This window comes from Flavobacterium sp. RSB2_4_14 (assembly GCF_051547085.1).
Classification (GTDB): Bacteria; Bacteroidota; Bacteroidia; order Flavobacteriales; family Flavobacteriaceae; genus Flavobacterium.
In genome coordinates, this window is the sequence record NZ_JBPTTL010000001.1 from 107,936 (window position 1) to 129,478 (window position 21,543).

Annotated in this window: 14 protein-coding genes; 7 read left to right on the forward strand and 7 right to left on the reverse strand. The window is 32.6% G+C overall.

Going from position 1 to position 21,543, the window contains the following annotated elements:
* Nucleotides 1–3: 3 nt before the first annotated feature.
* The 7 genes from ACSVH2_RS00490 to ACSVH2_RS00520 all read left to right on the forward strand — a co-directional run bounded on the left by ACSVH2_RS00490 (nucleotide 4) and on the right by ACSVH2_RS00520 (nucleotide 7,486).
* Nucleotides 4–732, forward strand: coding sequence for a type III pantothenate kinase (locus tag ACSVH2_RS00490; protein ID WP_438091199.1), 729 nt, complete (start codon nucleotides 4–6; stop codon nucleotides 730–732).
* On the forward strand, nucleotides 729–1,979 hold the full coding sequence (locus ACSVH2_RS00495; protein ID WP_438091200.1) for a hypothetical protein: 1,251 nt from the start codon (nucleotides 729–731) through the stop codon (nucleotides 1,977–1,979). The genes ACSVH2_RS00490 and ACSVH2_RS00495 overlap by 4 nt, the downstream gene beginning before the upstream one ends.
* An 11-nt stretch (nucleotides 1,980–1,990) precedes the next feature.
* Complete coding sequence (locus ACSVH2_RS00500) at nucleotides 1,991–3,265, forward strand: hypothetical protein (protein ID WP_438091201.1); 1,275 nt, start codon at nucleotides 1,991–1,993, stop codon at nucleotides 3,263–3,265.
* Nucleotides 3,265–3,816, forward strand: coding sequence for an LPS export ABC transporter periplasmic protein LptC (gene lptC, locus ACSVH2_RS00505; protein WP_438091202.1), 552 nt, complete (start codon nucleotides 3,265–3,267; stop codon nucleotides 3,814–3,816). The genes ACSVH2_RS00500 and lptC overlap by 1 nt, the downstream gene beginning before the upstream one ends.
* A 2-nt stretch (nucleotides 3,817–3,818) precedes the next feature.
* Nucleotides 3,819–4,016 carry a hypothetical protein gene (locus ACSVH2_RS00510; protein ID WP_438091203.1) on the forward strand — a complete coding sequence of 66 codons (198 nt, stop codon included), beginning with the start codon at nucleotides 3,819–3,821 and terminating at the stop codon, nucleotides 4,014–4,016.
* A gap of 3 nt (nucleotides 4,017–4,019) precedes the next feature.
* On the forward strand, nucleotides 4,020–5,279 hold the full coding sequence (locus ACSVH2_RS00515; RefSeq protein WP_438091204.1) for a hemolysin family protein: 1,260 nt from the start codon (nucleotides 4,020–4,022) through the stop codon (nucleotides 5,277–5,279).
* A 107-nt stretch (nucleotides 5,280–5,386) separates the two neighbouring features.
* Nucleotides 5,387–7,486 (forward strand): peptidylprolyl isomerase, encoded by a 2,100-nt coding sequence (locus ACSVH2_RS00520; RefSeq protein WP_438091205.1) that lies wholly within the window; start codon nucleotides 5,387–5,389, stop codon nucleotides 7,484–7,486.
* 50 nt (nucleotides 7,487–7,536) lie between these two features.
* Here the strand turns inward: ACSVH2_RS00520 and ACSVH2_RS00525 are convergent, their stop codons facing one another.
* From ACSVH2_RS00525 to ACSVH2_RS00555, 7 genes are all read right to left on the reverse strand, one after another.
* Nucleotides 7,537–8,451, reverse strand: coding sequence for a GYDIA family GHMP kinase (locus tag ACSVH2_RS00525; protein ID WP_438091206.1), 915 nt, complete (start codon nucleotides 8,449–8,451; stop codon nucleotides 7,537–7,539).
* A gap of 4 nt (nucleotides 8,452–8,455) precedes the next feature.
* The gene (locus ACSVH2_RS00530; protein WP_438091207.1) at nucleotides 8,456–9,772 is read right to left on the reverse strand and encodes a hydroxymethylglutaryl-CoA reductase, degradative; all 1,317 of its coding nucleotides are present in this window, start codon (nucleotides 9,770–9,772) and stop codon (nucleotides 8,456–8,458) included.
* Nucleotides 9,773–9,847: 75 nt separating this feature from the next.
* The gene (locus ACSVH2_RS00535; protein WP_438091208.1) at nucleotides 9,848–12,643 is read right to left on the reverse strand and encodes an AsmA family protein; all 2,796 of its coding nucleotides are present in this window, start codon (nucleotides 12,641–12,643) and stop codon (nucleotides 9,848–9,850) included.
* A gap of 98 nt (nucleotides 12,644–12,741) precedes the next feature.
* The gene (locus ACSVH2_RS00540) at nucleotides 12,742–15,618 is read right to left on the reverse strand and encodes an alpha-amylase family glycosyl hydrolase (RefSeq protein ID WP_438091209.1); all 2,877 of its coding nucleotides are present in this window, start codon (nucleotides 15,616–15,618) and stop codon (nucleotides 12,742–12,744) included.
* 70 nt (nucleotides 15,619–15,688) lie between these two features.
* Complete coding sequence (locus ACSVH2_RS00545; protein ID WP_438091210.1) at nucleotides 15,689–16,822, reverse strand: SusE domain-containing protein; 1,134 nt, start codon at nucleotides 16,820–16,822, stop codon at nucleotides 15,689–15,691.
* A 16-nt stretch (nucleotides 16,823–16,838) separates the two neighbouring features.
* Complete coding sequence (locus tag ACSVH2_RS00550) at nucleotides 16,839–18,449, reverse strand: RagB/SusD family nutrient uptake outer membrane protein (RefSeq protein WP_438091211.1); 1,611 nt, start codon at nucleotides 18,447–18,449, stop codon at nucleotides 16,839–16,841.
* 12 nt (nucleotides 18,450–18,461) lie between these two features.
* A complete protein-coding gene (locus tag ACSVH2_RS00555) occupies nucleotides 18,462–21,398 on the reverse strand; it encodes a SusC/RagA family TonB-linked outer membrane protein (RefSeq protein WP_438091212.1) in 2,937 nt (978 codons plus the stop codon).
* Between the last annotated feature and the right edge of the window lie 145 nt (nucleotides 21,399–21,543).

A 21,543-nucleotide genomic window follows, 5' to 3' on the forward strand; every position in this document is an offset into this window, starting at 1 on the left:
TGTATGGTTTTAGCTATTGATATTGGAAATACTCGAATAAAAGCCGCTGTCTTTGAAGACAGTAAGCCTGTAGAAATCGTAATTTTAAACAAAGAGAAATTGATTTCTGATATTGATTTTATTCTAAAACAATTTCAAAAAATTGATACTATTGTGGTAGCATCTGTTGGAAATCTTGAAAAAAATACTTTTTTGACTTTTGAAAATAAGGTTTCCGTCTTTTTCATTTCCAAAGAAACTAAGTTTCCATTTCACAATTTATATGCTTCGCCAGACACTTTAGGAATTGATAGAATGGTTTTGTCAGCTGGTGCCGTTTTACAATTTCCAAATCAAAATAGATTAGTTATTGATGCAGGAACTTGTATTACTTATGATTTCATTGATTCTAAAAACAATTATCTTGGTGGTGCTATTTCTCCCGGAATAAGACTGCGCTATGAAGCTTTGCACCAGCATACAGCAAAATTACCTTTACTTACTAAAAAATATCCCGAAAATACTATTGGAAACTCAACACAAGAGTCTATTCACTCCGGAGTGATTAATGGTGTAATTCTTGAAATAGACGGTTTTATCGAACAATATAAAACCCAATACGCTAAATTTATCATAATTTTAACGGGTGGTGATGGAGATTTTTTGGCTAAACGATTAAAAAATACCATATTTGCCAATTCAAATTTTCTGCTAGAAAGTTTGAACCAAACTTTTCAATACAATCAAAAATGATTAAAAAAATTATAGTAAGCCTATGTTTACTAATTTCATTTACTGCTTTAGCTCAAGAAGGAACTTCATCAGCATATTCATTTTATGGAATAGGTGATATTAGATTTAAAGGTACGGTTGACACTCGTTCTATGGGAGGAATTTCTGTTTTTCCTGATAGTATTCACATAAATCTTCAAAATCCTGCTCACTTAGCAAGTCTCAAATTAACTTCTTTTGGCGTTGCAGGAACTTACAATTCTAATAATTACAAAACAGAAACCCAAGAAGAAAGATCTAAACGTACTACGCTCGATTATTTTGCGGTAGGTATTCCTACAGGGAAACTTGGTTTCGCTATTGCACTTTATCCCTACAGTTCTGTAGGATACAAAATTCAGACCCTATCTGGAGATACACCTCCTGTGTTTTCTAGATATGGTGGTGTTGGTGGTGTCAATAAGTTTTTTGTTGGTGCGGGTTATCAATTAACTAAAAAAATTAATCTTGGAGTGGATGTTCAATACAGTTTTGGAACTATTGAAACTACAAGTTTGCGTTTTATAAACACAGTTCAATATGGAACACGTGAAAATAATTATTCCAACTTACAAGGAATAAATGCCGATTTTGGTATTACTTATCAAACAAAATTCAAAGGAAATCGTGCATTTTTCACCAGTTTGTCCTACACACCACAATCTCAAATGAGACTTAACAATGCGCGAAGTATTGATATTATTCAATTTTTAAATTCAGGTGCCATTGGGGTTATTGAATCTCAAGATATTGACGTAGAAGACACCGATATTAAAATCCCATCAAAATTAACCTTTGGAACAGGTTATGGAAGAGTGAAAAGTTGGCTTATTGGTGGAGAAATTTCTTTAATTGAAAACAGTGTAATGTCGAATCGTTTTAACGATATTGATGATGCCTATTTTGAAAATACTGTTCGTTATAACTTAGGAGGTTATTTTATTCCAAATTATAATTCCTATTCCAATTACTTCAAAAGAGTTACTTATCGTGCTGGTTTGCGCTATGAAAACACGGGTTTAGTACTTCAAACTAAATCGATTACCGATTTTGCAGGAACATTTGGTGTAGGTTTACCTATAAATGGAACTTTTTCAAATATAAATTTAGGTATTGAAATTGGAAAAAGAGGCACAAAATACTATAACTTAGTAGAAGAAAACTATATCAACTTTGTAGTAGGATTATCATTTAGTGATAGATGGTTCGTGAAACGTAAGTTTGATTAAAAGCCTCAGTTATGAAAACTATCTTTTCTTTTGTCTGTATTCTATTTTTATCCATTTTGAATGCGCAAAAGTATGACTGTTTGCCAAAAATGGCTGCTTACCAAGAACTTTACAAAGCAAAAAAAATAGCTGAATCATTTGAACTTTGGAGCGAAGTGAAAAAAAATTGCCCAAAAGAAAGTGAAACTGTTTACACTGATGGATTTTCCATTCTTCAATATAAAATTGACAATGCGGTTAATGATGAAGAAAAAACAGCTTTAGTTCGAGATAAAATGAAATTGTATGATCTATACAATAAAAATTTTCCCTTATCTACTGGTGATTTTGAAGTGAATAAAGCCATGGCTTTATATGATAATAAAATTGATTCCAAAGAAGAAATCTTCGGTTTGCTCGAAAGTGGTTTTTTAAATGCTCCCAATAGTATCACTAATGCCAATTCTATTTATTTGTATTTCAGTTTGTATTATGAAAAATACAAAGCAGCCGATAAAAAATTTACTTCAGATGTAGTTCTTGAAAAATATACTTTGGTAAATGCCTTGCTCACCCAATTGCAAATTTCAAATCCTGACAAAATAGAAGATTATAAAACAGCACAACGCGGAATCATTGCTTTGGCAAAAGAGGTAGCAACTTGTGATAACTTAAGTACTTATTATGAAAAAAAGTATGATGCCAATCAAGAAAATACAGTTTGGATATCAACTGCTTTAAGCAATCTTTCAGGAAAATGTAGTGCAAAGCCCATTTTCTATACCATGGCAGAAAAATTGTATACTATACAAGTTACGGCTCAATCGGCTTATTTCATGGCGTTGACATCTGTTAAACAAAGAAAATTCCCTGAGGCGATTCGTTTTTATGAAGAATCAGCACAATTGCAAACCAATCCCGTTGAAAAAGCAACTATATACTATACATTGGCTACAGGTCTAGTAAGTAGTGAAAAAGCAAAATCAAAAGAATATCTATACAAAGCCATAAGCTTTGATCCGAAAATGGGAAAAGCTTATTTGTTTTTAGCACAGCAATATGCTTCAAGTAAAGAGGAATGTGGAAAAACAGATTTTGAGAAAAAAGCGGTGTATTATCTAGCTATTCAAACGGTGAAAAAAGCAGGTGTGGCAGATCCAAAATTAAAACCAACGGCAGATAAAATGGCGGCAGACTATGCTTTACAATCGTTAACTCAAGACGAAATTAAAAAAGCAAAAATGAATGGAAAATCCCTAACCATTGGTTGTTGGATTAATGAAACCGTTACTTTTCCATCCAAATAATGAAATCCATTTTTAGAAATAGTGTTCCTTTTTTCTTTGCGATATTTTTTTGTATCACTATTGTTTCCTGTGAAAGCAATTTCAAAGATGTACAAAAAATGGGAGTTTCTGAATTTGCTCCAAGTGGCGATGCCGATTCTATTAACTTAAAATATACAGATTCGGGCAGAATTACAGCCAATCTAATTAGTCCAAAAATGCTTGACTATGCTACGGTTGAATTTCCATATACTGAGTTTCCGAGAGGAATTCATCTCACTTTATATGATAAAAATGGAAAAGAAACCTATATTGATGCTGCTTATGCCATTTCGCACAAAGCCACCAATATAATCGATTTGCAAGGCAACGTAAAAATATCCAACCAAAACGGGGAACAACTAGAAACAGAACAGTTGTATTATGACCAAAAGAATGAATGGTTTTTTACAGAAAAAAAGTTTAAATTTACCTCTCCAAAAGGAGTTTCTTATGGAGAAGGAATTGATTTTAGTAAAGATTTCAAAAAAATAAACTCACAAAAAATATCAGGAGAAGTCCAATCAAAATAACTATGAACTATTTAAAATTTACCCAATACGCCTATTTGATTGCAGCAATCCTTTTTGCAATTGATGGCTTCAGAGAATACAATGCCGGAAATAAAGAAGGTGCCTATTTACGATTGGGATTTACGGCAATTGGAGTCTTTATGTTTTTCTTCAGAAGAAAGTTTGCTAGAAAGTTTGAAGACCAAAACAAAAAACCTTAATCCATGGAAATCGGAATAATCATTCTGTGTTTGATACTTTCCGCATTTTTTTCTGGAATGGAAATAGCTTTTGTTTCTTCCAATAAAATCTATCTTGAAATCGAAAAAAAACAAGACGATTTTATTTCCAAAATCCTAACTAAACTTACTGAAAAACCCTCAAAATTTATTGCCACAATGCTTGTTGGCAACAACATCGCTATGGTGGTTTATGGTTTTTTTATGGGCGATTTATTAATGAATTGGTTCAAAAATTTAGGCTATCATTTCACAGATTTGTCCAATTTATTATTACAAACTACCATTTCAACCTTAATAGTTTTAATAACTTCTGAATTTTTACCCAAAGTTTTTTTTCAGATTTATGCTAATAGTTTTATTAAAATTTTTGCACTTCCTGCCTACTTCTTCTACAAATTGTTTTACTACATTTCATCTACTTTGATAGGAATTTCAGATTATGTGTTGAAAAAGTTTTTTAAAACCGAAGGCGACCAAATCACACTTTCCTTTAGTAAAGTTGAATTGGGCAATTATATTACAGAGCAAATGAATTCGGTTGAAGACCATGAAAATATCGACTCTGAAATTCAAATTTTTCAAAATGCGCTCGAATTTTCGGGAGTGAAAGCAAGAGACATTATGACTCCTCGAACAGAATTGGTGGCAGTTGACTTATATAGTTCTGTGGTAGAATTGAGAGAATTATTTATTGAAACGGGCTATTCAAAAATTTTAGTGTATCACAATACCCTTGATGATATTGTGGGTTACATTCACTCATTTGAACTATTTAAAAAACCTAGAACCATCAAGTCTGTGATGATTCCAGTTGAATTTGTTCCCGAAACGGTTTTCATTAAAGACACCATGAATTTGCTTACCAAAAAAAGAAAAAGTGTGGCTGTGGTTTTAGATGAATATGGCGGAACTTCGGGAATAATTACTATGGAAGATATTGTGGAAGAACTCTTTGGAGAAATTGAAGACGAACATGACTCTGTAGAATCTTTAATCGAAAACCAATTGGACAAATCCACCTATTTATTTTCTACCCGATTAGATGTTGAATATTTAAACGAGGAATACAAATTGAATATTCCCGAGAATGATTCATACAGTACTTTGGGCGGATTTATTGTTGATTTTTCAAAAGAAATTCCACAAAAAGGAAGTCAAATTACCATAGGAAATTTTCAATTTCTGATTGAAGAAGCTACTAACAAAAAAATTGAGTTAGTAAAAATGACTATATTGGATTAATTTCCAAAAAAAATCAAAAAATATATGAAATTATAACGCTGTGAGTATTATTATTTCACATATAATTGTATTTTCGCAAACTGAAATAAAAATTAATAAGAATAGAAATGGCAGTTTTATCAAAAATTAGAAAACGTTCGGGTTTACTTTTATTGGCTATAGGTTTTGCTTTATTGGCATTTGTCGTGCAAGATTTATTTACTAAAGGATTTAAAAGTTTATCAAAAGACGTAGGAAGTGTTAATGGAAAAGATATCTCTTTTGAAGAATTTAGAGTAAAAGTAGCAAACACAGAAAAGAATCCACAAAATGGTCAAAACATGACTGCTTTACAAGCTTCAAATCAAGTTTGGAATCAAGAAGTGAGCATTGCTTTACTTACTGCTGAGTTCGAAAAATTAGGTTTACGTGTAGGTGAAAAACATATTGTTGAAGTATTTAAAGCTGATCCAAACATTGGACAAAATCAAATGTTTTTAAATGCGGCAGGAAAATTTGACTTAACCAAATTTAAAGATTACTTCAAATCAAATCCTGAGGGGATTCAAATGTTGAAAGAAAGAGAAAAAGATGCTGAACTAAATGCAAAGTATCAAATCTACAATTCTTTGGTTAAAGGTGCAATGTATACTACTGAAGCTGAAGGGAAAATGAAATATGAAGCAGAATTAAACAAAGTAAATTTTGATTTTGTTGCTGTTCCTTTTTCAAGCATTAAAGATAGTGATGTAAAAATTTCTGATGAGGAAATTACTGCTTACATGAAAACTAAGGAAAAGAAATTCAAATCGGAAGAATCACGTGAGTTGGATTATGTTCTGATTGAAGAAAAACCATCTGCTCAAGATGAAGCCGAAATTAAGAAAAATGTAGATGCATTACTTTTACCAAGTGTTCGTTATAACAAAGAAACTGGTAAAAATGATACTATTCCAGGTTTTCAATCGGTTACAAACAACGCTGAGTTTGTCAACATGAATTCTGATATTCCTTTTGATTCAACGTATGTTGCCAAACAAGATTTACCAGCAGAAAATGCAGAGCAATTATTTAATTTAGCTACTGGCGCTATTTATGGACCATACATGTACAATAATTATTATTGTATTTCTAAGTCTTTAGGAAGAAAAGCGGGTGCTAAATCAAAAGCAAGCCACATTTTAATTAGTTGGGAAGGAACACAAGTTCCTAACAAAAAAGAGAAAAGAACAAAAGAACAAGCAAAAGCAAAAGCGGAAGGTTTACTAACACAAGCATTAGCAAATCCATCTATGTTTATGATTTTGGCAATGTCAAACTCTGATGATTCATCTGCACAACAAGGTGGCGATTTAGGATACTTTGCACCAGGACAAATGGTGAAACCTTTTAATGATTTTGTTTTCAATAATCCGGTTGGAAAAATTGGTTTAGTAGAAACTGAATTTGGTTACCACATTATTAATGTTACTGACAAACAAGATGCTATAAAATTAGCAACTATTGCTCAAAAAATTGAGCCTTCAGAAGCAACGAATGACAAAACATACACAACAGCAACAAAATTTGAAATGGATGCTGCTAACAAAGATTTTGCTGCATTAGCCAAACAAATGAAGTTAACCGTTAATCCATCGGTTAGAGTTAAAGCTATTGACGAGAACTTTGGTTCAATGAGTAATCAAAGACAAATTGTAAAATGGGCGTTTGAAAGTGGAACCAAAATAGGAAGTGTAAAACGTTTTGAAATAGTAAATGTTGGACACGTTATTGCTAAATTGAAAAAAGTAAATGAAAAAGGTTTAATGGCAGTTGAAGAAGCAAGACCACAAGTTGAGCCAATTTTAAAGAATAAAAAGAAAGCTGAAAAGATTAAAGCAAAAATGAATGGTACATCATTGGCAGCTATTGCAGCTTCTAATAGAGTAACAGTAACGAACGCTTTAGATTTAACTATAGAAAACCCTAATGTTCCTGGAGCTGGATTTGAACCAAAAGTAGTTGGAACTGCATTTTCATCTAAAGCAGGTCAAATTTCAAAACCTATTGAAGGAAATTCTGGTGTATATGTAATTTCAACCAAAGCAGTTACAAAAGCTCCAGCTATTGCAAAATACACTGACTACGTTAATAAATTGAAACCACAAGTTGTTGGAAATGCTAGTAGATTTATGCAAGCATTGAAAGATGATGCAGATATCCAAGATAACAGAGCTGATTTTTATTAGTAGTAAATCAATCTAATCAAAAAAGCCTGAAGCATAGCTTCAGGCTTTTTTTATAAAATCATTTCATGATACGGAATGACAACCTCAAACCCTTTTTCTTTAAAATATACTGTTGGGTTTTCTTTAGCAACAGCCATGACAAAATCTCCACCCCAAGCACCAAGACTTTTGATAACGCCATCAAAGTCTTCAAATAGCGATTCTTTAACCGTTAATAGCTTTAATATAGAACTGAGGACTATTTCATGTTCTTGTAGTGCTAAAGCAAATTCTTTGAGTTGAGAAGTTTCGACTATAGTTTTAGTAATTTTATTTATGGTAGGAATAGTTTTTTGGACATCGCCAATATAGTTGAAGTAAGAAACAATAGCAGATTTGCTACTTTGCTTTTTATTTAGATAAACAAAAAAGATTTTATCAGCAAAATCGGGATTAAAATCTACAATTTCTATAGTGGGTTTTTCGTCTACTAATTGGTATAGAATAGCGGTATTGTTTTGAGCGCAAGCAATATCATAGCCACTACCTCCAAAACTTCTTTTCAGTAGCTCAAAAGCATCAACTTCTATCCATTGAGCAATATTATTAATTAAGGTAGAAGATGTTCCTAAACCCCAAAATTTCGGAAAAGTCAATTCTGTTTTAATCGAATAACCTTTTGCATTTGTTATAAAATCAGGATTCATCAGATATGCCTCGTGCAGAATTTCGATTAAGGTATTTTTCATAGGATTACCATCATCAAAACGCTCTTTTTTTGTAATGGATGAAAATGAAATGCTATCTTCAAACCATATACTGCCATCATAATCAAAACTTGTCCAGCCAATTAATGCTCCGTCAGATTCATCAACAATTAATTTTTGTCCAAACTTTGTAGGCAATGCAAAAGCTTTTGCGCCGTTAAGCACTACATATTCTCCAGTTATAAGGAGTTTTCCGTTGCTATAAAAAGTTTGTGTCAAAAGATTATTTTCTTAAATTTTCAATCAATTCTACTACAGATGCATGAGAAACAGTATTGTTTTCAAAATATTTGGCAATGGCTTTTCGTTCTTCTGAAGTGGCTTGATATTGATTTAAAATATTATTTAAATGCATTTTCATGTGTCCTTCTTGGATTCCAGTTGTGGTTAACGAACGTAAGGCAGCAAAATTTTGTGCCAATCCTGTAACCGCAACCACTTGCATCAACTCTTGAGCAGAAGGTTTTCCTAATATTTCTAACGCCATTTTAACTAATGGATGTAAAGAAGTCAAACCACCAACAGTTCCCAAAGCCAAAGGAATTTCCATCCAAAAAGTAAATATTCCACTTTCAATTTTGGCATGTGATAAACTGGAATACTTTCCATTTCGAGAAGCATAAGCATGAACGCCAGCTTCTACCGCACGGAAATCATTTCCTGAAGCTAGCACTACCGAGTCAACTCCATTCATAATTCCTTTGTTGTGTGTTACTGCTCTATAAGGTTCAATCTCTGCAATGCGAACAGCTTGGACAAATTTCTCGGCAAACTCTTGTGGATTTTCAATTTTCTTTTCGGCTAAGTCTTCAACAGAACAGGAAACTTCGGCGCGAACGATACAATTAGGAACATAGTTAGACAATATACTCATCACGATAGTAATGTCTTTTTCGGCTTCAGTAAAATCAGGATAATTTTGCGCTTCTTCTTTTAAAGATTTGGCTAATTGTTCCAAACACGAGTTGATAAAATTAGCACCCATGCTGTCTTTGGTTTCAAATGTTGCATGCAGTTGGTAATAATTTTCTAATTCATTTGTTTTATCTCTAAGTTCTAAAGAAAGAATTCCTCCACCACGTTTTTGCATGTTTTTGGTAATGCTTTCAGTAGAAGCGATAATGTTTCCCTTTGCAGCATTAAAAAACGATTGAAGTTTAGTTGTTTCGCCTTTGAAAATAAAATGAACTTGGCCAATTTTTTCAGTATTCAAAACCGTTGCTTTAAATCCTCCACGTGTACTCCAATACTTTGCTGACTTAGCTGCTGCAGCCACAACCGAACTTTCCTCAATCACCATTGGAACAGAATAATACTTTCCGTTGATTAGAAAATTGGGCGCAATTCCCATCGGTAAATAGAAATTGGTAATCGTGTTTTCTATAAACTCATCGTGCAATTGTTGCAATTTAGAATCGCTATTCCAATATTGTTTTATAGTAGTTATAGCTTTAGATGGATTAGCGAAATATTCATTGGCAATCCAATTAATTTTTTCTTCTTTGGATAATTTAGAAAATCCAGCAACTGCATTATTCATAGACAATAGTAAAAGTTTATTTGCAACAAAGATAAGGTATCGCTTTCGATTTTATTTTCAAAATACAAATGTAAATTATTGCGGTTTAGGTTCAGTAGATAATGGTTGTGGCACATCACCTTCGTATTCTGTTTCTTCTAAATCTTGTGTTTCTTTACCCATTTTAACTATTGGATTATCTTGCGTTCCGGTTATTTTAAGAGGAATTCCAATAAGACCAAATGGTGGTAATCCCAAACGCATTTTGATATTTAGTTTGCCATCAAAACTGCTTTGCCCTTCAATTCTTGGGCGAAAACCTGCCACTTTGAATTTAAATCGTTCAATAGTGATAATATTGTTTTTAATTTTGGTATTGATATCAACTTTTGATACATCAGGATTTGCCATGGCATCTTTACCCGTTTTTTTACTGACTGTCCCAAACATTTTAAAGCCTTTCATTTTTACATTTTTCACTGATAGTGTTCCGCCACCAGTTAATGAAGGATAAATGGGCGACATATTACCATCAAGAATACCGGCTACTTTATAATCTAACGAAACGATTCCTTCAGCACTTTCGGCAGCAGAAGCCATTTCTCTAAACATTTTTATTTCGTTATAAGCACGTTTTATATCAAACTCTTTGGCATCCACTTTAAAATCAAAAAATGCTTTCTCGGTAGATTGACTTCCATAAACCAAATCCATGAGAACATTACTGCCTATCAAATCAAATCCCGATTTTCTAAGCTCTAATTTTCCTTGTTTGATTTTCATGTTTCCCTTTAAATTGTCAATAGCTAATCCATCAAAATTGATTTTATTGGCTGTGGCATTAAATTGCAAATCAAAATTAGACGGGATAACTACAACTCCTGTTGCTGGTTCTACATTTACTTTTGTCTCTTTTACATCAACTGAAACGGGCGTTTCTGGAGTTTTAGCAGAAGAAGCATACATAAATTCATCCACATTGATGTAATCAGAATGAAGTGTAAAGTTTCCTTTTAAAATTGCATTATTAGTCAAAACAAAATCAATTACATTCTGTAAATACCCATTCATTTTAAAATCGGATTGACCATAAGAAGCCAAAAAGTCATTAAAATTCATTTTATCTTGGTTGAAAACAAAAGTTCCTTCTTTGATAATAAATGGTTGTGGCAAATACTCAGAAGTGGTTTTGATATTTCTCAATTTCAATATTCCGCTATTTTGAAGTTTATTATATCTTCCATTCATAGCATCATTTTGAGATCCTTTAAAGGCAACATCGGCATTAATATATCCTTCTAATTCTAATCCTTTTTGAGAAAATACTTTATATATTTTAGCAATATCAAGTTCACCTTTTGCTTTTATATCATAATTAATATTTTCAAAATTTTTAAGTTTGGCATTAACATAAATAGGTTTTCCTTCAAATTCAAAAGACGCTGGTGCTATAGTAATATTCAAATCTTCAAGTGTGCCTTTTTTGTCAATGACATTGGCTAAAACAGTAATGCTTTGAATAGGATTTGGATAATAATCTGTTTTTACATAGCCGTTTTTAAAGGAAATCGAACCATCAGTAACTGGGATTTTACCATTTTTTTTATCATAGATTCCTTTTGATTTTATATCCATATTCAAAACGCCTCTCAAATCCATATTTTGTAAACCGAATGCTTTATCCATTTCGGCCAAATCAATTTTTGAATTAATACGAGCATCTATTTTTGGTGTTGACAAGCCTTCGGTTTTGATAATTCCTTTTACAAAATCTTTATTGACATTGAAGAATACTGAATCAATGTTCACTAAAAGTTTTTCAGTATCTAAAGAAGGCAACTTGGTGTCAAAATTTAAAAAAATATTGGAAACAGGAAATGGCGCATCGCTATAATTTATCAAACCGTTTCTAATTTTCATGTTGAAAGCCAAATCGGGTTTTTGATTTTCAGATTCGATGTATTTACCTTTTAAAGTAAGGGATAAATCTGTTTTTCCTTCGACTTTTGTTTTCTCAAGCCAAGTAATGTAACTTGGTGGTAATGCCGTGAAAAAATCATTGAGTTTACTATCAGTAGACTTTATATTAAAATCCATATCGTAACCATTGCTTAAAAAATCAAATTTACCATTGAATTGAACGGGAAGTTTATTGATTTTTAAGTTGTTTTGCTGAAAAACAAACGCTAATGAATTTGTGTTTATATTCGTAATTAAGTCGGCATTTACTTTTTTGTTTTTCAAATATTGTTGACCATCATAGTTCAAACTAAAAGAATCGATTTCTGCTTCGGTATATATTTCAAAAACTGCCAAATTCAAGTCACCTTTCCCAACGTAATTAAACCCTTTAGCATCAATAAGTATCTTGGTTGATTTATCATCATAAACCAAACGGGTATTTTCTATCGTGATTTTTTCAAGACGTAATGCGGTGTTAGAGGTAGTATCCTTTTCTTTGACATTAGCTTCCGACAGGTAAACATTATAATTAGCTTCTCCTTTTTCATTGACTTTTACATTAATTAAAGCATCGGAAACGAAAATTTTATCAATATTAATTTTCTTATCAAATAGTAATGATTTTATATTAATACCAAAAGCTACTTCTTTTGCTGACACCAGAGTTTCTTTTTTATAGGGCGATGACCCTTTTAAAGAAAAATCAGTAAGTGTAAGGGTTAGTGATGGAAAATGATTGAAAAAAGATAGATTTACTTTTTTAAAATCAAGTTCGCCAGTTAACTTAGTGTTTGCAAATGATTTTATTTCATTTGAAATTTTTTCCGGAAAAAGAATAGGAAGAATAAACATTAAAAAAAGAATGGAAACGATGGTGATTCCTATGATTTTTAATGTCTTGGTAATTATTGATTGAGAATGTTCGTTCATACTTCTAAAAAATCAATGCTGCTTTTTTTTTGATAAAAATACAAAAAGCCACATTATAAAAACGTGGCTTTTTAAAAATAAAAATAACTAATCTAGATTTATTGTTTTAATAATTTCATGGTTTTTGAATTATTATTAGTGTCTAAAGTTTTAACTAAATAAACACCACTTCTTAAATCATTAACATCAAATTGATAATTTTCAGATGAAATACTATCAAAAGTTTTCACCAACTGTCCTGTGACTGAATATATTTCCACTTTAGAAACTAAACTATTAATGCTAAAGCTACCCGAAGTCGGGTTTGGATATAAATTCAAATTACTGATGGAGTCAAACTCCGACGAACTCAATGTTGGAGCATTATTTCCATACACTCTAAAACCTCCTGGTTCTATCGATATATTTTGAGTGGTTGAAGTCACATTGATACTAGTATTATCCATTAAGTTATACCAAGTTCCAGTAAAAGGGAAAAAACCAGACGTATTTAAAGTATTGTCGGAAAAATTGGTTCTCACAAAAACATAACTTAAAGTGGTTGTTGGCGAAGTAGAAGTCCATATATCAAGTCTAGGACTACCTGTTGCACTTAGATTCCAACTGAATTGACCATTTTCAAAAACAGGTTCTGTTTTCTTTAAATCTATCATTTTTGCCCAACTATTGTAAACGGTACTTCTTGCAGGATCACTAAGCCAATTTTCAGCCCACTGCGGTTGTGGTTTAGTATCTAACTTACAATCCGGTGCAGAAAAAGAAACGCTCCCATTATTACATGTCCATAATGATTTATCCCAACCTAAATCTCCAAAATGCCAAATCATTTTAGGACCTGGAACAAGCAGATGAACAGCACCCATAGCAGGAAGTCTTTGGAGAACTTTAGCTAAATTACCTTGTGTTTGTCCAGCTTCGTTTAATGCTTTATACACCACACGTTCTTCGTCATGACTTTCTGCATAGCCTATCATTCTATCAGAAGGATCAGTTACTGGTGATAAATCAGCAAAATTTCCTTTTAATAAATTAGCATATGGATCTGTCATTTTTCGCCACTGCATAATTCCTTTTGTATCACCAGAACGTAAATAATTAGCCCAATCTACTTCTTCTTGTGCTGAACCACCAGTTCCTAAATGTTCAAAAACAATTAAAAAATTCGGGTCAAAGGACCACTGTATATCAGCATATTCTTTAAGTTTACTAACTCTTTCTGAAATGTAGCTATTGGTACAACCCTCATCTGATGATGAACAACTATTGGTAAAACCTTTTGTAAGATCCCAACGGAAACCATCTACTTTATAGTCTTGAATCCAAGTTTGAATTGCACGTGTAACATACGTTTTAGTCATATTTACTCCAGGACCAGAGGCTAGAAAATGATTTAAATCGCTTCCTACATTATAAGAATGTTTGGGAGTTAAATTAATATATGGATTTTCATTAGTTGTACGTTCACCATTTGCATTTGTATTTGCCCATCCATCACCATCAGTATCAAGCATCCACATTCTTTCTAAAGGTGAACGACCAAAAACATGATTTAAGGCAATGTCAAGTATTACCGCAATACCATTTTGGTGGCACAAATCAATAAATTCTTTCAATTTATTTGCAGGTCCATATCTTTTGTCTGGTGCCAAATGAAATACAGTGTTATAACCCCAACTCAGATTACCCTCAAATTCCATTACTGGCATTATTTTAATAGCATTAATTTTTAGGTTTTTGAAATAGTCTATTTTATTAATTAAATCTTGATAGGTTCTGTTGGCGTCAAAATCACGAACTAACACCTCATAAAAAACCAAATCTTTTTTCTTAGGTTTTACGAAGTTTGTTGTAGCACTACTCCAATTGTAATTCCACCAAGCTGTTGGTCCTGTTTGCAATACAGTAACTTCTCTTTCTTGGCCAGCAGGATATGGTGGTAAATTAGGATAAACACCTAGTGAAGCTATTTCTGGATCATCAAATGGCGATAAGACCAAAGTTGAAAAAGGATCTGCTGTTTTAACTAAAGCTGGTGAATTTGCAGGGCGGCTTGTTTGATCACAAACCCAGTACTGATATGTGTATACTTGTCCTGGTGTTAATCCTGTGAGTTCTAACCAAAACTTTGTTCCGCTTTTTTTCATAGCGTATGCAGCAGTAGGTTGCCAGTTATTAAAACTGCCCGCTACATAAATAAAGTCTTTAAAAGGTGCATTAAGTACAAGAGTTGCTTTTGTTGGGTCAGATGTATTATAATTTATACCATCTACCATACCTGCAGGAACTGCTTGGGTAACTGTTGGAGGAGTAATTATAACATTAAATTTTGCTGTAAATGTTGTATTGCCTTGTGCAATTTGTAAACTATAGACTTGATTAGTTGTAATACCAGTATGATTAAAAGAGTAATTTGCTGTTGTTTGCGTATTAATTGTAGAACCATTTGCAATTAAACTATAAGTTGCAGAACCATTAGTATTGTTGGCTGTTATTAACAAATTTCCTCCAGTAGCTAAAAAGTTAAAACTATTTAAAGCAGGTGCTGTTAGTGTATATTGAAATGCTCCAACAGGAACAAAAATATCAGGTGAAGTTTGTAAAGTAGCATCTGCTGATCTGAAAACTATACAAAGTTCTGTTATTGAGTTATTTGTTGAAACCCCAAAATAAGTATATAAATCAGGTGAAATTGTTAGTGTGTAATTTGAAGAAGTTCCTACTTGCGTCATTTGCGGATGCAACGGACTATTAAACAAAGGACTTCCTTTGATGTTTTGAAATCTCACCCCATTGACAGTTACACCAATATACGCATAAATTATTCCATTGTAGGCAGATAAACCTGTACCCGCTTTATTGAAAGTAATAACAGCAGACTGATCTGCAAGAACTGGAGATGGAGAAGTTGTTACTTGTGCAAATGATAAACAGGAAAATAACAATATGAATAATGTTATAAAAATATTTTTTTTCATAGCTATTGATATAAAATGGACTGAGAAATATTCTCAGTCCATTATTGTTAATATTAAGATATTTAATTTATTAATCTACAGATATCACTTTTGTAACAGAGTTGATTTTAAAAATTCTCATTGCAGTTGGACCTGTATATCTAAAATTACTATCTCCATCATTAGCATTTACTAATTCTGAATCTATTGTGTAACCATTACTAACATACCATGGGTAATTTCTACTACCTTCACCCCAACTATCACCACCGTTATTTCCTAAAAATACTCTGAAAGTTTCATTATTGTTAAGAGTTAATGGTACTTCATAAATACCATCTGTAATTAATGGTAATTCAGTTTCGTTATCTCCTGACCAAGACCAACCACCAGGAGTTGCTGCTCCTACTAACCATGTAGATGTTGGTTCAAAACCACTTGTAACTGTACTTTTAGCAATTGTAACAGTTTTAATGTTTTCGTCAATTTTAATACGATAAGTTCCTGGTGTTCCAGTAAATCTAAAGTTTTGATCTCCATCTGCTGCGTTTACTAAAGTTGAACTGATTTTATAACCCAAGTCTGTATAATATGGATAATTTCTTCCTGAATTCCAATCACCACTGGTTGTAAAGAATCTAAAAGTATCATTAATTAAATTAGTTCTAGCAGTTAAAACTCCATCATCACAAATTAAACTTAATGGTGAATCCCAATTCCATCCAGCAGCAGGAATTCCTGCTCCAACAGCATATTGACCTAAACATCCATAGGTTGTTACTAAATAGGTAATTGTGTCTGAATAAACTGGTTGGCTTCCTGATGTTCCAGTAGTAGCTTTAACCCTAATATCAACTGGACTTTGTACAAAAGGAGTAGCGCCTGCAGTTAATGCAGCCAAGTTTAATTGCGCAGATTGAATTGAAGCATTAGTATTCGTTGTTGTAACTAAATCCTGCGCATCAGTAAAATCTGAACCGTTAGGAGCTAATTGAACCGTATATGTAATTTCTGTAGGCGTTGTATAATCCATAGGTGTCCATGTTAAGGCAATACCCGGATTTGTTGGAGTTGTTTCATTTAAAACAATAGCATCTCCATTTAGTGGGGTTGTTATCGTAAATTCTCCAACTGGCTCAGTTAGTTTGAAATTATCTTCGCTTGCACAAGATGTGATTCCAATAAATGCAATTAATGCTAATACTATTTTATATCTATTTTTCATTTTTGTTGTTTTAAAATTAGTAACCTTCGTTTTGAATTAAATTCGGATTTGCTGCAATAGATTGAGCAGGGATTGGGAATACTTTACGGAAGCTAGGAAGTGCTATACCGTTTTGTCCATTACCTTTCCAAGCCCAATTGTAAACTCCACCTGTGTAAAGACCAAATCTTATAAGATCTTGTCTTCTATGTCCTTCCCAGTGAAGTTCTCTTGCTCTTTCGTCTATCAAGAATTGTAAATTTACTTGACTAGTGCTAAAATCTGGAAAATCATATCCATTTGCTCTATCACGTAATTCATTTAAATATCCTAAGGATGTAGCAGTTGCATTAGCAGTTGCACTTCCATTTGTTGCTCCATCTTTTCTCATTTGAGCTTCAACATACATTAAGTACACATCTGCAAGTCTAAATAAAGGAAAATCTGTATTAACAAAAGTTGAACTTGGTCCAGCTATTCCTGTTGAAGAAATATTAGAATATTTTTTCAAAATATAACCTTGGTTTCTATTAGCTATATCGGCAATTTCTAATGATCGAGGACCACCACCTGAAGTAGTTTTTCGAGTATCAAAATCATAGTCTACTCCGTCAAACTTTTGCACAAATTGCTTTCTTAAACGTAGAGCGCCACCCCAACCGCCAACACCGGTTGCTGAACCACCACCTTCTAGTGAACCAACTTGTCCATTGCACATTACAGTTGTTGGTCCATAATTTTGAGTACCAACACCATCTGATTGCAATGTAAAAATCATCTCAGAAGAAGTTTCATTATCAGCTTTAAAATTATTTAAATAATCAGGATTTAAAGTGTAACCACTTGAAATAATCTCTGAACATTGTGTCATACAATCAGCATATCGGTTTTGACCTATATAAACTTCTGCATTTAAATATATTTTTGCTAGAACCATTTTAGCAAAAGCTTGGTCAAGTCTACCATATTCATTAGTTCTCGCAGGCTTTAAATTAGGTATAACAGCAGTTAATTCACTTTCAATAAAAGTGAATAATTGTGCTCTGTCATATTGAGGTCCTTGAAAATTTAAAGGATCGTTTTCAGTTACAAATGGTGCTTTACCAAATAAATCCATTAAATTGTAATAGGCATAAGCTCTTAACGCTCTAACTTCATTTCGATATGTTTCAATATTAGCAACATCTGTAGGATTTGTGATTCCTCTTCCACTTAGTTTAGCAGGTGTAGATTGTCTTAAAAACTCATTAGCAAATGCAACTTGCACCATAGTTCTACTATACATTCCTAGTAAAATAGGATTGTTAGAATTCCAAGTATTGCGATTTAATTCTGCTGTACCTGCATCTCCTTCATAACTCCACACTACCTCATCAGTAGTTAAGTTTTGCAAATACCACAAACATCGGCCAAACTGGCTTGTTCCTGCATCAATTCCTTGGAGAAATGATGAACCTGCATCACCTGTTCCAGTTAAGGAAAGGTTACCATAAATCCCCGCTAGAGACTGCTTGTAGCCAGCAGCGGTGGAATATAGGACTTCATCCGAAAGAACCCTCGGATCTTCTGAAACCACATCCATATCGTTTACACAAGATTGTAATCCTGCAAAAGCAATAAAGATGTAAATAAATTTAATTTTTTTCATAATCATTTTTTTTTAAAATTTCACATTAGCCCCAAACAATATTTGACGTTGTCTAGGATAAATATTATTGTCTACTCCATTATTGGTAATTTCAGGATCAATTCCTGAATACTCAGTTATAACAAAAGCATTTTGTACTCCGGTGAAAAGTCTTAAAGAAGCTTTTCCTTCTAACCATTTTGGAAATGTGTATCCCAAAGTTATATTATCCATTCTTAAGTATGAAGCATTCTCTACGTATAGATCTGACAAAACAACATCATCTCTTACAGTAAAATTATTGTTTAATACTGATGTAGAAATATTTGTCAAGTCATTACCAGCACTTAACTGATCGTAGGCAGTATTTTTGGCTGCAAAAGCATTGAATATATCGTTACCAATACTTGCTCTCAAGTTAAAATAAAAATCAAAATTTTTGTAGTTCATTGTTGAAGCCAAACCAAATGTAGCATCTGGGTCTGGATTTTTATAAACATACTTATCGTCTGAATTAATTATACCATCTCCATTTAAGTCGGCGTAAGCACCTTGTATTGCTTGACCTGTACTATCATATAGTTGTTTAAACAAATAAAAGGAATAAGGAGAAAAGCCTTCTGTTAATATTTGAGCTTGAGTTCCAGTTCCAACAACATTATCTCCAACTAATATATCAGCATCATAAATTAATTGATCAATTTCTCTTTCGAATGAAGTAATATTAAAGTTTAAATTCCAATTAAAATTATCGTTTTTTACAACATCTGCATTAATGGTAAACTCAATACCTTTAGTGGTGAAGCTACCAACATTTTGCCATGCTCTATTTGCAAAATTTGATCCATCAGAAACAGCTGCATCTACTAATAAATCTTTTGACTCTTTATAAAAAACATCAATAGAACCATTAATTCTATTAAATAATCCATAGTCAAAACCAAAATTATAAGTAGATGTTTCTTCCCATTTCAAATCAGGACTTAATCTTGCAGGAATTGCAATTGGTGTTAATGAAGGTCCGAAAGAATATTGAGAAGAACCGCTTCCAATATTAATTTTTTGAAGATAATCATTGGCAGCTGGAATATCTTGTTGTCCAGTTATACCCCATCCAACTCTTAGCTTTAAGTCTGAAATGGTTTTACTTTCGTTGAAAAAATCATTTCTAACTTTCCATGCAAAAGCAGCGGCTGGAAAATTACCAAATCTATTGTCTTCTGAAAAACGAGATGATCCATCTCTCCTGTAAGATAATGTTAATAAATATTTATCATTATAGTTTATGTTAGCTCTAGCAAAAAATCCAACTAATACAACATCTGTATCATATGTATATCTTGGAAATCCAGTTGGTCCACCAGGTAAATTGGGATCATTTACGTTTCCTGTCTCAAATCTATTAGCTTCAAATTTTTGATATGAATACCCTAAAGTTGCATCAAAAACTGTTTTACCAAACGTTTTATTATAAACAAAATAAGCATCTAGCAACTTGTTTCTTCTTAAACTTTCTGAGTATTCATTTGTACCATAAGGAATATTATTATTAGATCCTGATGAAGCAGCAAATCTACTAACCTGTCTAGATCTTTCACCGTTCGCCTCATCAAATCCAAGATTTACAACCCCTCTAAGCTCAGGTAAAAAATGAAATTTATAATCTAACTCGAAATTTCCATAAAATCTGTTGTTAATACCACTATCATCAGTTTGTAATAATTGAGCAACAGGATTTCTGGTTGTTTGTGGTAATATTTCACCATTTGCTGTATTGTAATACTCAAAGAAACCACCATATATAGATGTATCATCATATATAGGTTGTGTAGGGTCAAATCTAATTGCATTGCCCTCAACTGCATCTGTAAACTGATTCTGTTCATTTGAATAGTTGGCATTCACTTTAAATTTTAAATGATCCTTGAAAAGACTTGGATTTAAAGCAACAGAAACGGTATTTCTATTAAATGAATTGGTTAATCTTAATCCTTCTTGGTAGGTATTACCAATGGTGATTCGCGCTGGAATTGCATTAAATAAATTACCTTTCACAGTTAAATTATTATCTACAAAATCAGTTCTTCTGTAGATAGCTTCTTGCCAATTGGTGTTTGCAGTTCCCAATAGAGAAACATCGCCTGGACTAACTTGCGCAACAAGATCTCTAAATTCATTTGCGTTAAAAACGTCAAGTGTATTGACTAATTTTCCTGAACCGTATTGAAAATTATAATCTACTGATAATTTTTTACTTCCTTTTTTGGTAGTAATTAAAATTACACCATTGGAAGCTCGAGAACCATAAATAGCTGTTGCAGACGCATCTTTTAGAACAGAAAACGATTCAATTGTACTTGGGTTTATCGAAGACAATATTGATGTTGCTCCAGTACCAGTATTATTCTCAATAGGTAACCCATCGATAACTATTAAAGGGTCGTTCTTTGCAAACAATGATGCACCACCTCTAATTCTAATTTCTGAACCAGAACCAGGAGCGCCACTAGTATTAACAGTTAAACCAGCGACACGACCATTTAATAAATTTTCTGCTGTAACAACAGATCCTTTGTTAAAATCTTTAGCGCCTAAAACCGCTACAGCTCCAGTTGCATCTTTTTTCTTCGCTGTTCCATACCCAACTTGAACTACAACCTCTTGTAATTGATTAGCTGCTTCGGTAAGCGTAATATTTACTTCTTTTTGGCCTGAAAAACTTACAGTAGTGGACTCGTAACCAATAAAAGAGAAGACCACTTTGTCTCCGTTTTTAAGACCGCCTAATTTAAATTTTCCATCGAAATCTGTTGATGTGCTACTATTAGCACCTTGAACTACTACATTCACTCCTGGTAAGGGTTGATTTGATTTTGAATCAAGAACAACACCAGTCAATGTGCTTTGTGCAAGAACGCTGAATGGTAGTGCTAGCAATAAAAATAACAACTTTTTATAAATTGTTTTCATACATTTTGTTTAGGTTAAAAATTTGTTTTTGTGCTTGTATTTCTACTTCGAATGTTAAAATTAGTTAAAATTAGTTAAAATAAGCCGATTGTAAAATAAACGCTTGTTAAAATCGCTCCGAAAACGTTTGCGTGTTGAAAACTTT